The following is a 14,462-nucleotide window of genomic DNA, read 5'->3' on the forward strand; positions in this document are numbered from 1 at the left end:
GGTGTGAACGCGATGCGACGCGCCCCTGGCCGTCGACAGTTTCTGACCGGGAGGTGGCATGAGCAGCGAGGACCCGCAGGTCGGGGGACCGCCCTCCGGACCGGACACCACGATGAGCTTCGGCGCGATCGAGCCCGTCGAGATCGAGTCGGGTGCGCCCGTCGGCCTGACCCCCGACGAGGTCGGCGCCGTGCACGCTCTGCCGCCGACGTCGGCTCTGCTGGTCATGCAGCGTGGCCCGAGCGCGGGGGCACGGTTCCTGCTCGACGCGCCGCGCACCGTGGCAGGGCGGTCGACCGGCGCGGACATCTTCCTCGACGACGTGACCGTCTCGCGCAAGCACGCCGAGTTCGTGCGTGAGGGCAGCCACTTCCTGGTCCGCGACATCGGCTCGCTCAACGGCACCTATGTCAATCGCACGCGCATCGACCAGTCGGTGCTGCGCGCGGGCGACGAGGTGCAGATCGGCAAGTACCGCATGACGTTCCACCCCAGCCCGCACCGGGACGCAGCGGGCGCGTGAACGGAACGAACGGATCGACCGGGGGCTTCGCGTGGTGAGTGCACGACCGCAGCGGTTGGACGCCGTGCAGGCGCCCGCGACCCCACCGGCCGACGCACCTCACGACGCGACCCACGAGCTCTGGCCCCGCGGCATCTCGCGGCGCGCCACCATGCGGATCTCGGACGTGCTGGCCGCGCTGCAGATCGAGTTCCCCGCGGTGACCACGTCGAAGTTGCGGTTCCTCGAGGAGCAGGGGCTGATCGAGCCCGTCCGCACCGCCTCGGGCTACCGCCAGTACTCGCCGGCCGACGTCGAGCGCCTGCGCTTCGTCCTGCGCCAGCAGCGTGACCGTTACATGCCCCTGAAGGTGATCGGTGAGCGGCTCGCCGCTCTCGACGCGGGGGAGGAGGACGAGCCTGCGCCGCGTGCACGGCTCGCCACCCGGGACGGTGTGCGCGAGTCGGCCGGACCGCGGCTCACCCTGGACGTGCTGGCTCGCGAGGCCGACGTCGACCCTGCCTTCATCGACGACCTGGCGGCGGCCGGCATCCTGCGTGCGAACCCGTCGGGCGCCTTCGACTCCTGGGCGTTGCAGATCGTCGTGTCGGCTGCAGCGCTCGCCGAGCACGGGATCGACCCCCGGCACCTGCGGCAGTTCCGTGCGGCCGCCGACCGGCAGGCGGACCTGGTCGAGCAGGTCGTGGCGCCGTGGCGTGGCCAGCGCAGTGCGTCGAGCCGGGCTCGGGCGGGGACGCTGGCGGCCGAGGTGGGCGAGCTGTGCACCCAGATGCACACGGCCCTCGTGCGCGCAGCGGTCGCGGATCTCGCACCGTAACGGGACCGATACACGCCGATCGGCCCAAGGGGGCGCCGGATCGTCGGTAGCGTCGTAGGTTGGGCCGTATGGGGGAAGACGCTGAGCTGATTCCCGTCGAGATCGTGGGAGTGCGACAGCACCTCGCGGACGACGAGATCGTCGTGCTGCTCCTCGACCCGGACTCCGAGCTGCTCGTCCCCATCCTCATCGGACCGACCGAGGCGAGCGCGATCGCCTCGGCGCAGGCTGGCATCGTGCCGCCCCGACCCATGACGCACGACCTGCTCCGCGACGTCCTCGTGGCCACCGGCTCGGGTCTGACCCGAGTGGAGATCACGCGGCTCGAGGAGGGCGTCTTTCACGCCGAGCTCGTCCTTCGCACCGGTCCGCGCGTCGACTCGCGCGCATCCGACGCGATCGCGATGGCGCTGCGGTTCTCCTGCCCGGTGCTGTGCTCGGCCGAGGTCGTCGCGGTGGCCGGCGTCGAGGTCCGGACGACCACGTCCGAGCAGGATCTGGAACGGTTCCGTCGCTTCCTCGACCTGGTCACCCCCGAGGACTTCGGGACGGGCTCGGAACCTGACGACGAGGGTGTGTGAGGACAAACCTTCGGGTTCAGGTCGAAGGTAAGACTCGCGGACGGCGACACGCCCGGAGGCGTCGTGGCATCCGCACCCGCACAGGCCTACTGTGGCTCGTAGCCGGGGGAGACGTTGGCCCGACCGGCGTTCGACGAGTGGAGGATTCGTGACCAGCACCGAGAATGCCGAGAGCGTCGGCGGGGTTGTGCCCCAGCGCGCCCAGGGCATGCTGTTCGACGACGACCTCCCTGATCTCGACACTTCCACCGGCTACCGCGGCCCCACGGCCTGTCGGGCCGCCGGCATCACGTACCGCCAGCTCGACTACTGGGCACGCACGGGCCTGGTCGAGCCCTCGGTCCGCCCGGCGACCGGCTCCGGGACGCAGCGGCTGTACAGCTTCCGCGACATCCTCGTGCTCAAGGTGGTCAAGCGCCTGCTCGACACAGGTGTGTCGCTGCAACAGATCCGTACCGCGGTCAGCCACCTACGCGAGCGCGGCGTCGACGACCTGGCACAGATCACCCTGATGTCCGACGGTGCCAGCGTCTACGAGTGCACGTCCGCAGACGAGGTCATCGACCTCGTGCAGGGCGGGCAGGGCGTCTTCGGCATCGCCGTCGGTCGCGTCTGGCGAGAGGTCGAGGGCACCCTCGCCGCGCTGCCGACGGAGCGCGCGGAGGACGAGGACGACCACGCGATCGCCGAGCCGTCGCCGCACGACGAGCTGGCGATGCGCCGCCAGGCCCGCACCGCCGGCTGACGGAGGACCTGCTCACCGCAAGCGCGCACCGCGCTAGCGGCGCGGCGCCCGCAGTGCCTTGTCGAGCAACGCGTCGAACGTCCTGGCCAGCTCCGCGGAAGCGGCACCGGGCCACGCGTGCACGGGCTGAGCCGCCCCCTGCGCCTGCTGCAGCGCTGCGCGCTCCGGGACAGCCGGCGTGAGGACCAGCGGGCCGTACAGGGTCTGGAGCTCCTCCAGACGGAACGCCTGCTCGATCGAGCGCGCGCGGACACGGTTCACGATGATGCCGAGCGGCTGCAGCGCGGGCGCGGGACCACGACGGAGCTCGTCGATCGTCCTCATCGCCCGCCCCACCGCCATCACCGCGAACAGGCCTGGCTCGGTCACGACGATCGCGCGGTCCGCCGCGACGAGACCCGTACGCGTGAGCCCACCGAGCGACGGCGGGCAGTCGATGAGCACGAGGTCGTACCCGTTGACCCAGGACAGGGCGTAGCGCAGACGTTCGACGTCGGTGTCGCGCAGCCTGTCGTGCTCGGCCGAGCGCTCGGACCCGGCCAGCACGTCGAGACCGTCGTCGGCCCACGAGGACTGCACGGTCGCGGCTTGCATCGTCGCGGCACCGGGCAGCTCGAGGACCGAGGCGACGTCGGCCGTGTCGGGCCGCGCGCCGAGCGCCATCGTGCAGTCACCCTGGGGATCCATGTCGATCACGAGGGTGCGCAGGCCGCGTTCGAGCGCAGCCGACGCCAGACCGAGGGTCACCGACGTCTTGCCCACGCCACCCTTGAGACTGCACACCCCGAGCACCAGCACGGCGACACCGTATATGTGCCATGTGTCCGAGACGAATCCCACGCCGGAGCGAGAGCTCCGGGTTCGAGCCGGATTCGACCAGCACCGCTGTGCCGTCCGGGGCAGACTGCCGACATGAGCACTCGCCTGTCCCGCTGGGGACACTCCTGCGTACGTCTCGACCGCGGTGACGACCACCTGGTGATCGACCCGGGTGCCTTCTCCGACGTCGCCGCAGCGCTGGACGGGGTCCGGGCCGTCCTGGTCACGCACGAGCACGCCGACCACGTCTCGCCGGATCCCGTCGTCGCGTCCGGGGTGGACGTGTGGGGACCGCAGGCCGTCCTCGACGTCCTCGCGGGCGCCGGCGCCCAGGAGGACCGGCTGCACGCGGTGAGCGCCGGTCAGACCTTCGAGGCGGGCGGCTTCGAGGTCGCCGTGCTCGGCGAGTGGCACGCCCTGATCCACGCCGACGTCCCGCGTGTGCCCAACGTCGGCTACCTCGTCGCCGGTGTCCTGCACCCCGGGGACGCCTACGTCGACCCGGCAGGAGCTCCCGTGGACGTGCTCCTGACCCCGATCGGCGCGCCGTGGCTCAAGGTCGGCGAGGTCGTCGACTACGTCCGGTCGGTCGGTGCGCCGCGGCTGGTCGCGATCCACGACGCGCAGCTCTCGGCGCCCGGTGTCGCGCTCGCGTCCACGCTCGTCGGCAGGCTGGGTGGTGCCGGTGACCCCGTCCTGCTCGCGTCGGGCGAAGGTCTCGAGCTCTAGGGGCAGCGCCCGCGGCTCGGCATGCGTACCGTGGACGTCGTCGGAGGGAGACGACCGTGACGGAAGCTCCGGACCACGACGGCCACACGCACGAGGTGCCCGTCCTCGAGTACGACGAGACCGTGCCCCCACGGCCGGAGGAGGAGATCGCCGACGCGGCCCGGTCGGTGCCCGATCGGGACGGCCACGGCGGCTGACTCGATTCGTTCGACGGCGCGCGACTGCGGTGGTGCCCACCGGTGCCTGACGTGGGGCATTCTGTCCTGGTGCTGATCACTCGCGTTGCGGAGGACGACTGGGAGATCGTGCGCGACGTCAGGTTGCGGGCGGTGCGCGAGAATCCCGAGGTCTTCCGGGCGTCGCTGGCACGCGAGAACAGGTTCGTCGAGTCGCACTGGCGCATGCGTCTGCGGACGAGCCCCACCTGGATCGCGGTCGACGACACCGGCACGGGTCGTGGGATCGTGCAGATGCTCCAGGAGCCCGGTTCGCCTCTCGACGACCGGCACGTCATCTCTTTGTGGGTCGCCCCGGAGTCGCGTCGCCAAGGCATCGGGTGGGCCCTCCTCGACGCCGTCCGCCAGGCGGCCGCCGCCGATGGCGCGAGAACGGTGTCGTTGTGGCTCGTCGACAACAACCACGCCGCAGGTGACCTGTACGTCCGCGCCGGCTACACGCGTACAGGGGAGCGGCAGGCGCGCGACGGCACGCTGACCGAGGAGCGGTATCTGCTGACGCTCGAGCCGCCGACGGCCGACTGACCTCGAGCTCAGGCGCCCGGCACGTCGGGGCAGAGGAACGTCCTCATGCGTGCAGCCTGCCGGACGAGGTGGTGACGCTCGGCGACGTTCGTCGCGCGCCGCGCGGCCTCCGCGTAGGACGCCGCAGCGGCCGGCAGGTCGGCGTCGAGCTCGTGGAGGTACCCGCGCACGGCGTGCCAGCGGTGCCGGTCCCCGAGGACGGTGCGCAGCGGCTCGGTCTCGAGGAGACCCGCCTGGGCCCCGTGGACGTGCCCCACCGCGACGGCCCGCGCGAGCACCGCGGCAGGGTCCTGACGCACCGGGTCGTCGCTCAGCGCGAGGAGGTCGTCGTACCAGGCGAGGATCTGCGCCCAATCGGTCTCCTCGGCGCTGGCGGCGTCGTCGTGCAAGGCCGCGATCGCCGCCTCGATCTGGTACCGGCCGACGCGCTGGACGGCCAGCGCCGACTGCAGGACGCGCACGCCCTCGGCGATCTGGCGCGAGTCCCAGAGCCCGCGGTCCTGTCGGTCCAGCGTGACGATCCGGCCTTCGTCGTCGAACCGTGCCGCGAACCGCGCGTGGTTGAGCAGCATCAGCGCGAGCAGCCCGCGGGCCTCGGGCTCCTGCGTGGCGAGCGTGAGCTGGCGGGCGAGCCGGATCGCCTCCGCAGCCAGGTCGACCCGTCCCGCGTGTCCCGTCGTGTAGACGAGGTAGAGGACGCGCAGGACGACCGCGAGGTCACCGGGACGGTCCAGACGTCGCCCTCGGAGCACGGACTTCGCGCGACTGATCCGCTGCGCCATCGTGGCCTCGGGCACGTAGAAGGCGTCGGCGATCTCGCGCGTGGTCAGTCCGCCGACGGCGCGCAGCGTCAGAGCCACCTGGGAGGCGGGGGAGAGGTCCGGGTGGCAGCAGCAGAAGAGGAGGAAGAGGGTGTCGTCGCCCTCCTCGGTGGCGGTCGGTTGCGGCGCGGCGTGCGTCGTCCCCTCGCGACGCTCCCGGGCCGACTCGCTGCGGCGCGCGTCGACGAGCCGACGGGTGGCCACCGTCGTGAGCCACGCCCGTGCGTCTCGGGGTGGGTGGTCGGGCCACACCCGGAGCGCCTCCAGCAGTGCCTCCTGCAGCGCGTCCTCGGCCGCGTCGAAGTCCTCGCCCCGTCGGACCAGGCCCGCCAGCACGTGCGGGACGAGGGTGCGCAGGGCACCCTCGTCCAGCGGTCGCGTCGATCCGTCCATCGGGCAGGTCAGCTGTCCGGCAGCGAGGACATGACCTCCCGGACGTCGATCCACTCGTACTGCGGCGTTCCGCCGGGGCCGGGCTCCGAGGACACGTAGGCGGCGAGCTCGAGCGCACGCTCGTAGGACTCGACGTCGATCATGTACCAGCCCGCCACGAGGTCGCTGGTCTCCGGCAGCGGGCCGTCCGTGGTGACCGGCGCGGCGTCGGGGCCGCCGTAGCGGACCCACGTGCGTGACGGCGTGAGCGCTTGCGCGTCGACGTACTCACCGTTCTCCTTGAGCACGTCGTTGACGTGCTCGAGGAAGGCCAGGTGCGCCTCGATGTCCTGCGGGTCCCACTGGTCCATCGGGGGGACCGGGCGGTGGTGCTCGGGGCCGCCGCGGTAGTGCTTGAGGAGCAGGTACTTCGGCATGGCAGTCTCCTGTGTCGTGGGCCGCGCGTCTCGTGGCCCTTCACCTGGAGAGCGGAGCCGGTCAGAGGTTCTCGACATGGAATCACGCACCGGCTTCCTGGGCGCGTGATGGTCGCCCGGGGGAGTGGGCGTGCGTCAGCCGAAGTCCGTGCCCTCGAGCGACGACGACGGCTTCACGTCCGGGAGCCGGAGCATCCGGAACGAGTTGCCGAGCCCGATCAGACCGGCGAGCAGGGGGATCAGCAGCGCGACCTGCAGCGAGAGGTTCCGGGCATCGTTGTTGATCGCGATGATCTCGGCCTCGACCGCGGGCGGCTGGCCCGTGATCTGCTCGGCGAGTTGGGTGTTGCTCATGATCTCGGCGTCCTCCTCGAGCGCCGCGGCGATCTGCTGCTGCTCGTCCGCCGGGATGATCTCGCTGTTCTGGGTCATCTGCGTGAAGCTCAGCGAGAGAGCCGCGAGCATGATGCCGCCGGCCATCGCGAGCCCGAACGACAGTCCGAAGGACCCGGCGGCGGAGTTCACGCCGGCAGCCTCGCTGACCCGCTCCTCCTCGATGGGTGCGAGCGTGTAGTTGTTGAGCTGCGACACGAGCAGGCCCAGCCCGCAGCCCGTGATGGCGAGGGGGACCACGAGGTACCAGCCGCTGTCGACTCGAGGCACGAACGGGATGATGATCGCGATGCCGATGCTCGAGAGCAGGAAGCCCGTGCGGATGATCGCGGCGGGCCGCCGGTCTCCGGCCCTCTTGCCGGCGACCAGTGCCGCCGCGAACATCGTCAGCGAGAGCGGCGCCAACGACAGACCCGCCTCGAGCGCGTTGTACTCGAGCGTCATCTGCAGGAACAGCGGGAGAGCGATCATCGCGCCTCCGAGGGTGATCTGCTGCAGCCCCTGCCCGGAGATCCCGGCCGTGAAGTTCGGGTGCCGGAAGAGGTCCGGGTCCAGCAGCGTCAGCTTCCCTTCCCGCTTGCGCCTGACGAGCCAGCGGGCGAGGAGCACCAGCGCGACGACTCCGACGAGCATGAGCAGACCGACGGCCTCGCCGCCCTCCTGCCAGACGAGGATCCCGAGGACGACACCGCCCATGCCGATCACGGAGAGGACGGCACCCACGGCGTCGATGCGGCGGACGCCCGTGTAGGCGACGTCGCGGACCAGCCGGATCTGGCTCAGGACGACGAGGATGATGACGACCTCGAGCCCGAAACCGACCCGCCACGACAGGTAGGTCGTGACGAACCCGCCGAGCAGCGGCCCGATCGCGGCCGCGATGGCGGCGGCGGCACCGACGAGGGCGTACGCCTGCTTCTGAGCGGCGCCGGCGAAGTTGCCGTGGATCAGGGACTGCATCGCAGGCAGGAGCAGCGACGCTCCGAGACCGCCGATGATGGCCCAGAAGATGATGATCGCGGTGAGGCTCTGCGCGAGGGTCATGGCGAGCGCGCCGACCGCGTACGCCATCAGTCCGAGGACGTACGCGCGCTTGCGACCGATCAGGTCGCCGACCTTGCTGTTGATCAGGATGAAGGCCGCCGAGACGAGGGCCTCGAGCGCGATGGCGGACTGGACGCCGCTCGCGGTCGTGTCCAGGTCGTCGATGACCGCAGAGATCGAGACGTTCATCAACGACGTGTCGACGACCAGCACGAACATCGCCATGGCCAGGAGGACCATCAGTCGGCGGTTGCCGGAGCCGACGGACGTGTCGTCTTTCTCCTGGTCAGTGCTCATGTCGCGGGAGCCTATCGCGGTGCACCGCCGTGGGAGCAGGGGATCGCTCCTCTGGGCAAGTTGTCATAATGTTCATTATCGGCGTAACGCCTGAACGGGAAGTCTGGCTCATCACCCGTCTCGGATGAGTCGGGATGATCCGGCATGCGGTTACGCTCCGATTGGGCGGTTCGACCGGTCGGGCCGGCCCCGCCAGCGGACGCGGCCTGCCCGTGAACCAGGCGTCAGCACGAAGCGCCGACGCCGGAGCCGAAGGAGAACACGATGCCGCGGATGCTACGTCGCGCAGCAGTACTCGGGGCCACGGCCCACGTCGCCTCGAACCGCGGAGCTGCTCAGGCGAACGCCCAGAACGCCGCGGCGCAGCAGGCGGCCGCGCCCGCGCCGGAGGCCGCCCCGGTCGCTGCGGCGCCGGCACCCGCGCCCGCGGCGGCGCCCGCGGACGTCTACGCCGAGCTGACCCAGCTCAAGGAGCTCTTCGATGCCGGCGTGCTGACCCAGGAGGAGTTCGACGCCCAGAAGGCGAAGCTGCTCAACGCCTGATCCGAAGGCAAGACCCGGCGCCCTGGTCCGGGGCGCTGGAACGTCAGCGTCAACAGGAGCCCAGCATGCCCATCGGTCCAGTCCAGCTGCTCGTCGTCAGCTTCGAGAAGCCCAACTTTTCAGGAGAGATCCTGGACGAGCTCACCCGCCTGCGGGAGAACGAGCTCATCCGCCTCATCGACGTCCTCGTGGTCGAGAAGACGCTCGACGGCGACATCGTCACCCTGGCATGGAGCGATCTGTCGATCGACGAGGCAGAAGACGTCGGTGCCACCATCGGTGCGCTCCTCGGACTCGGCCTGGCCGGTGAGGAAGGTCTCGAGGTGGGCGCCGCGCTCGGGTACGAGGCGGGCTCGGACGGCCACATCCTCGACGAGCAGCAGGCGTGGGATGTCGCCGGCCAGATCCCGAACGGCAGCGCCGCGGCGATCGCCCTGATCGAGCACGTGTGGGCTGCACCGCTGCGTGCGGCGATCGCGCGCGCCGGCGGTGTCCCGGTCAGCGACGGCTGGGTGCACCCGCTCGACCTCGTCGAGGTCGGGCTCCTCGCCGCCGAAGAGCTCGACAACGCCTGATCTCGGACCGGTGCAGGGCACCCGCTACTCAGCGGGTGCCCTGCACCGTCGCTCGGCGGGCGTCCGCGATCTCTCGTTCTTCACCCGCGCGGCGATGGCAGCACTCGTCGCACCGCGCTCGTCGGACGATTGGTCAGCCGACGAGGTCCCGGACTGCGTCGTCGAACACGGCCAGGTGCCGGTCGACGTCGTCCGCAGTCGTGGCCGGCGACATGAGCGCCATGTTGTGGAACGGCGTCAGCAGGATCCCGCGGTTGGCAAGGAAAAGATGGAGGTAGGCGTCGAGCTCCGGATCCGCGGCCGCCGCCGACTCGCCGCCGTTGCGTGGTGCCGGCCGGGCGAAGCGGTACTCCGACCGGGCACCCAGCTGAACCACGGACCACGGCAGGTCGAACGCGTCGATCGTCCTCTGGACGCCCGCGGTGTAGCGGGCAGCCAGCTCGATCATGTGTTCGAACGCCTGTTCGGTCAGCACCTCGTGGAGCGTGGACCGCATGGCTGCGAGTGACAGCGCGTTGCCCGCGAGCGTGCCCCCGACTCCCCCGACGTCCACGAGGTCCGCGGTGCCGCGAGCCACGCACTCGTCGACCGCCTCCGCGACAACGGCGCTCAGACCGTAGGCGCCGCTCGGGATGCCACCGCCGATCGACTTCCCGATCACGACGATGTCGGGCGCGAGGCCGTCACGCTGGGTCATGCCGCCCGGGCCGGCCGAGAACGTGTGGGTCTCGTCGATGATGAGCAGCGAGCCGTGTCGGGTGGCGAGCGCGCGCAGCGCATCGTGGAATCCCGGCTCGGGCAGGACGATCCCGATGTTGGTCAGGGCCGGTTCGGTGAGGATCGCCGCGACGTCGCCGTGGGCGAGCTCGCGGTCGAGGGCCTCGAGGTCGTTCCACTCGACGACCCGTGTCGTCGTCGTGGGATCGACCGCCGGGCCCACGTTGCCGTCCCGGACCTGTGCGTGACCGTCCGGTCCGACCACGACCAGCGACTCGTCGACCGACCCGTGGTAGCAGTACGAGAACACGAGGATGCGCGGCCGTCCCGTCACCATGCGAGCCAGCCGGATCGCCCAGCGGTTCGCGTCGGTCGCCGTGAGCGTGAAGGACCACAGCGGGACCCCGAAGCGGCCCGCGAGCTCGGCGGCCACGGTCTCGGCGTCCTCCGTCGGCATCATCGTGGTGATGCCACCCTGCTCCGCGATGCGCTGCTGGACCGCACGAACAGTCGGCTCGGGTGAGTGGCCCGCCATGGCGCCGGTGTCGCCCAGCGCGAAGTCGACGTAGTCCAGGCCGTCGACGTCGGTGATCCGCGCTCCTCGAGCCGTACTGAAGGCCAGGGGGAATCCTCCTGCGCCCATGTTCATCCAGGTCATGGGCACGCGGCCGAACAGGTGGTCCGCCCGGTCCCGCAGCTCCGCCGAGCGGGGATGCAACGCATGGAACTGCTCGACCTCTCGCTCGAGCAGGGAGGCGAGGCGGGTGCGGTCGACGGAGGTCACCTGCGAACGCTATCCGCGACCAGGAGCCGACGGCGGCCGAACTGCCGCCGTCGACCTCAGCTGACCGCCCGCTTCACCAGCGCCGCGATCTTCTGCTCGTCCGCGTCGGTCAGCCCCGTCAGCGCGTACGACGTCGGCCACATCGAACCGTCGTCGAGCGAGGCCACGTCGTTGAAGCCGAGCGTGCAGTACCTCGTGCTGAACTTCGCTGACGCCTGGAAGAAGACGACGACCTTGCCGTCCTTGGCGTAGGCGGGCTGGCCGTACCAGGTCTTCGGCGTGAGCTCAGGCGCGACCTTCGTGACGATGGCATGGATCCGTTCGGCGATCGCGCGGTCGGTCCCGCTCATCTCGTCGATCTTCGCCAGCAGGTCCGCCTCGCCGTCGCCCTTCTTGCCCGTGCCCCGGAGCTCCTTAGCGCGCTCCTTCATGGCTGCGCGCTCTTCAGCGGTCCAGCCCTCAGACGTCTCGGTGGTGTTCGTCATCGCACACTCTCCTTCGCCCGATCGTCGTCAGTGCTCGGCATCCTTCGTCGGACACACGGTGACGACGCATGGTCCTGACGAGCCTACGAAGGGCATGCTCCGTCCGCCAGGTCGCGCTAGACGACCGCACGCGTCACGAGGGAGACGATCCGCTGCTCATCGGCGGCCGTCAGCTTCGTCAGTGCGAACTCCGTCGGCCACATCGAGCCGTCGTCGAGCGAGGCCGAGTCGCTGAAGCCGAGCGTCGCGTAGCGGGCCTTGAACTTCGCCGCCGGCTTGAAGAAGAGCACGACCTTGCCGTCCTTGGCGTAGGCCGGCATGCCGTACCAGGTCTTCGGCGTCAGGTCGGGTGCGACCTCGCTGACCAGGATGTGGAGCCGCTCGGCCATCACGCGGTCGGCGTCCTCCATCTCGGCGATCTTGCCGAGCAGGTCCGCCTCGCCGTTGTCCTTCTTGCCGCGGACCTCCTTGGCGCGCTCCTTCATCGCGTCGCGCTCAGCGTCGGTGAAGCCGCCGGTGGTGCGGTTGGTCGTGGTGTTCGTCGTCGCGGTCATGTCGGTTCTTCCTCTCGGGGGTCGTCTCGATGGCTTGACGTTCCCCGGCGCGACGATGTGACAGCGGACCTCAGGAGCCGACGTAGGCGGCCAGGTGCTCTCCCGTCAGCGTGGAGCGATCGGAGACGAGCTCCGAAGGCGATCCCTCGAAGACGATCAGCCCGCCGTCGTGGCCCGCGCCCGGGCCGATGTCGATGATCCAGTCGGCGTGTGCCATCACGGCCTGGTGGTGCTCGATGACGATCACGGACTTGCCCGAGTCGACCAGCCGGTCGAGCAGTCCGAGCAGGTTCTCGACATCGGCGAGGTGGAGCCCGGTCGTCGGCTCGTCGAGGACGTACACGTCGCCCTTCTCCCCCATGTGCGTGGCCAGCTTGAGCCGCTGGCGCTCGCCGCCGGACAGTGTGGGCAACGGCTGGCCGAGCCGTAGGTAGCCGAGCCCGACGTCGACGAGCCGGGCGAGGATCGTGTGGGCGGCTGGTGTGCGCGACTCCCCCGTCTTGAAGAACTCCTCGGCCTCCGTGACCGACATCGCCAGGACCTCGCTGATGTCGCGGCCGCCCAGGTGGTAGTCGAGGACAGAGGCGTCGAACCGCTTGCCCTCGCAGACTTCGCAGGTCGTCGCGACGCTCGCCATCGGACCCAGGTCCGTGTAGATGACACCCGCACCGTTGCAGTTGGGGCACGCGCCCTCGGAGTTGGCGCTGAACAGGGCCGGCTTGACGCCGTTGGCCTTGGCGAAGGCCTTCCGGATCGGCTCCAGCAGGCCGGTGTAGGTGGCCGGGTTGCTGCGGCGCGACCCCTTGATCGCGCCCTGGTCGATCGATACGACGCCCGCGCTCTCCGGGATCGACCCGTGCACCAGCGAGCTCTTCCCGGACCCCGCGACACCGGTGATGACGACGAGGACGCCCAGAGGGATGTCGACGTCGACGTCCCGCAGGTTGTTGGCCTTCGCTCCGCGGATCTCCAGCGTGCCCGCAGGTGTCCGCACCTCGGGCTTGAGCGTCGCCCGGTCGTCGAGATGGCGACCGGTGAGCGTGCCGCTCGAGCGCAGGTCCTCGACCGAGCCCTCGAAACAGATGGTCCCGCCGTCGGTGCCCGCCCCCGGCCCGAGATCGACCACGTGGTCCCCGATGACGATCGACTCGGGCTTGTGCTCGACGACGAGCACGGTGTTGCCCTTGTCGCGCAGGGCCAGCAGCAGCTCGTTCATGCGTTGGATGTCGTGCGGGTGCAGGCCGATCGTCGGCTCGTCGAACACATAGGTCACGTCGGTCAGCGACGAGCCCAGGTGACGGATCATCTTGGTGCGCTGCGCCTCGCCGCCGGAGAGTGTCCCGGACGGCCGGTCGAGGGACAGGTACCCCAGCCCGATGCTGACGAACGAGTCGAGGATCTCGCGCAGCGTCTTGAGCAGCGGCGCCACGGACGGCTCGTCCAGCCCACGCACCCACTCGGCGAGGTCGCTGATCTGCATCGAGCAGGCGTCTGCGATGTTCACGCCAGCGATGCGTGACGACCGCGCCCCGGCGTTGAGCCGCGTGCCCCCGCAGTCGGGGCAGGTGGTGTACGTGACGGCCCGGTCGACGAAGGCCCGGATGTGCGGCTGCATCGCCTCCCGGTCCTTGGAGAGGAACGCCTTCTGCACCTTGGGGACCAGCCCCTCGTAGGTGAGGTTGATCGCGCCGACCTTGACCTTGAACGGCTCCTTGTAGAGGAAGTCGTGCATCTCCTGCTCGGAGAACTCCCGGATCGGCTTGTCCCCGTCGACCACACCGGAGTCGCTGAAGATCCGCACGCCCCAGCCGTCGGCCGTGTAGCCGGGGATGGTCAGCGCGCCGCCCTTGAGGGACTTGGAGTCGTCGTACAGCTGGCTGAGGTCGATGTCCGTCGCGCTGCCCATGCCTTCGCAGCGTGGGCACATACCGCCGGTGATCGAGAAGCTGCGTCGCTCCTTGGTGGTCGTGGTGCCGCGCTCGATCGTCACGGCGCCGGCCCCGGAGACCGATGCGACATTGAACGAGAACGCCTGAGGCGACCCGATGTGCGGCTGCCCGATCCGGCTGAACAGGATGCGCAGCATCGCGTTGGCGTCGGTCGCCGTCCCGACCGTCGACCGGGCGTTGGCGCCCATCCGCTCCTGGTCGACGATGATCGCGGTGGTCAGCCCGGTGAGCACGTCGACGTCCGGGCGTGCCAGGGTCGGCATGAAGCCCTGCACGAACGAGCTGTAGGTCTCGTTGATCATGCGCTGGGACTCGGCGGCGATCGTCCCGAACACCAGGGAGCTCTTGCCGGACCCCGAGACGCCCGTGAACACCGTCAACCGGCGCTTCGGGATCTGGACGCTGATGTCCTTGAGGTTGTTGACCCGGGCGCCCTCGACGCGGATCTGGTCGTGGCTGTCGGCAGAGTGCTGTGCAGGCAACTGCGTGTCCGTCCTCATGGCGATGATGGTGTGT

Annotated in this window: 17 protein-coding genes; 9 read left to right on the forward strand and 8 right to left on the reverse strand. The window is 70.2% G+C overall.

Features of this window, described 5'->3' with window-relative positions:
* Positions 1-58: 58 nt before the first annotated feature.
* From AC1DPN_RS10500 to AC1DPN_RS10515, 4 genes are all read left to right on the forward strand, one after another.
* Positions 59-523 (forward strand): FHA domain-containing protein, encoded by a 465-nt coding sequence (locus AC1DPN_RS10500; RefSeq protein ID WP_477084693.1) that lies wholly within the window; start codon positions 59-61, stop codon positions 521-523.
* Between the two features lie 34 nt (positions 524-557).
* Complete coding sequence (gene ftsR, locus AC1DPN_RS10505; RefSeq protein WP_477084694.1) at positions 558-1,340, forward strand: transcriptional regulator FtsR; 783 nt, start codon at positions 558-560, stop codon at positions 1,338-1,340.
* 68 nt (positions 1,341-1,408) lie between these two features.
* Positions 1,409-1,921: a bifunctional nuclease family protein gene (locus AC1DPN_RS10510; protein WP_477084695.1), complete on the forward strand. Its 513-nt coding sequence runs from the start codon at positions 1,409-1,411 to the stop codon at positions 1,919-1,921.
* A 208-nt stretch (positions 1,922-2,129) separates the two neighbouring features.
* Positions 2,130-2,666: a MerR family transcriptional regulator gene (locus AC1DPN_RS10515; protein WP_477085192.1), complete on the forward strand. Its 537-nt coding sequence runs from the start codon at positions 2,130-2,132 to the stop codon at positions 2,664-2,666.
* 33 nt (positions 2,667-2,699) lie between these two features.
* Here the strand turns inward: AC1DPN_RS10515 and AC1DPN_RS10520 are convergent, their stop codons facing one another.
* Complete coding sequence (locus tag AC1DPN_RS10520; protein WP_477084696.1) at positions 2,700-3,464, reverse strand: ParA family protein; 765 nt, start codon at positions 3,462-3,464, stop codon at positions 2,700-2,702.
* A gap of 114 nt (positions 3,465-3,578) precedes the next feature.
* On the opposite strand from AC1DPN_RS10520, the gene AC1DPN_RS10525 reads away from it, so the two are divergent.
* The 3 genes from AC1DPN_RS10525 (at position 3,579) to AC1DPN_RS10535 (ending at position 4,975) form a co-directional block, all read left to right on the forward strand.
* Positions 3,579-4,214, forward strand: coding sequence for an MBL fold metallo-hydrolase (locus tag AC1DPN_RS10525; protein WP_477084697.1), 636 nt, complete (start codon positions 3,579-3,581; stop codon positions 4,212-4,214).
* Positions 4,215-4,270: 56 nt separating this feature from the next.
* A complete protein-coding gene (locus AC1DPN_RS10530; protein WP_477084698.1) occupies positions 4,271-4,411 on the forward strand; it encodes a hypothetical protein in 141 nt (46 codons plus the stop codon).
* A gap of 69 nt (positions 4,412-4,480) precedes the next feature.
* Positions 4,481-4,975, forward strand: a complete 495-nt coding sequence (locus AC1DPN_RS10535) for a GNAT family N-acetyltransferase (RefSeq protein ID WP_477084699.1) — start codon at positions 4,481-4,483, stop codon at positions 4,973-4,975.
* Positions 4,976-4,983: 8 nt separating this feature from the next.
* On the opposite strand, the gene AC1DPN_RS10540 is transcribed toward AC1DPN_RS10535, so the two are convergent.
* From AC1DPN_RS10540 to AC1DPN_RS10550, 3 genes are all read right to left on the reverse strand, one after another.
* On the reverse strand, positions 4,984-6,189 hold the full coding sequence (locus tag AC1DPN_RS10540; protein WP_477084700.1) for an RNA polymerase sigma factor: 1,206 nt from the start codon (positions 6,187-6,189) through the stop codon (positions 4,984-4,986).
* A gap of 8 nt (positions 6,190-6,197) precedes the next feature.
* Positions 6,198-6,605 carry a YciI family protein gene (locus tag AC1DPN_RS10545; RefSeq protein WP_477084701.1) on the reverse strand — a complete coding sequence of 136 codons (408 nt, stop codon included), beginning with the start codon at positions 6,603-6,605 and terminating at the stop codon, positions 6,198-6,200.
* A gap of 135 nt (positions 6,606-6,740) precedes the next feature.
* On the reverse strand, positions 6,741-8,339 hold the full coding sequence (locus AC1DPN_RS10550) for an MFS transporter (RefSeq protein ID WP_477084702.1): 1,599 nt from the start codon (positions 8,337-8,339) through the stop codon (positions 6,741-6,743).
* A gap of 264 nt (positions 8,340-8,603) precedes the next feature.
* Between AC1DPN_RS10550 and AC1DPN_RS10555 the strand changes: the two genes are divergently transcribed.
* Both AC1DPN_RS10555 and AC1DPN_RS10560 read left to right on the forward strand, forming a co-directional pair.
* Positions 8,604-8,882, forward strand: a complete 279-nt coding sequence (locus AC1DPN_RS10555) for an SHOCT domain-containing protein (RefSeq protein WP_477084703.1) — start codon at positions 8,604-8,606, stop codon at positions 8,880-8,882.
* 65 nt (positions 8,883-8,947) lie between these two features.
* Positions 8,948-9,457: a hypothetical protein gene (locus AC1DPN_RS10560; RefSeq protein WP_477084704.1), complete on the forward strand. Its 510-nt coding sequence runs from the start codon at positions 8,948-8,950 to the stop codon at positions 9,455-9,457.
* A 133-nt stretch (positions 9,458-9,590) separates the two neighbouring features.
* On the opposite strand, the gene AC1DPN_RS10565 is transcribed toward AC1DPN_RS10560, so the two are convergent.
* From AC1DPN_RS10565 to AC1DPN_RS10580, 4 genes are all read right to left on the reverse strand, one after another.
* Positions 9,591-10,958, reverse strand: a complete 1,368-nt coding sequence (locus AC1DPN_RS10565; protein ID WP_477084705.1) for a transaminase — start codon at positions 10,956-10,958, stop codon at positions 9,591-9,593.
* Positions 10,959-11,014: 56 nt separating this feature from the next.
* Positions 11,015-11,443, reverse strand: coding sequence for an iron chaperone (locus tag AC1DPN_RS10570; RefSeq protein WP_477084706.1), 429 nt, complete (start codon positions 11,441-11,443; stop codon positions 11,015-11,017).
* A 116-nt stretch (positions 11,444-11,559) separates the two neighbouring features.
* Positions 11,560-11,997, reverse strand: a complete 438-nt coding sequence (locus AC1DPN_RS10575) for an iron chaperone (protein WP_477084707.1) — start codon at positions 11,995-11,997, stop codon at positions 11,560-11,562.
* A gap of 70 nt (positions 11,998-12,067) precedes the next feature.
* Positions 12,068-14,446: an ATP-binding cassette domain-containing protein gene (locus tag AC1DPN_RS10580; RefSeq protein WP_477084708.1), complete on the reverse strand. Its 2,379-nt coding sequence runs from the start codon at positions 14,444-14,446 to the stop codon at positions 12,068-12,070.
* Positions 14,447-14,462: the final 16 nt, after the last annotated feature.

Source organism: Cellulomonas sp. P4_H4 (genome assembly GCF_056400865.1).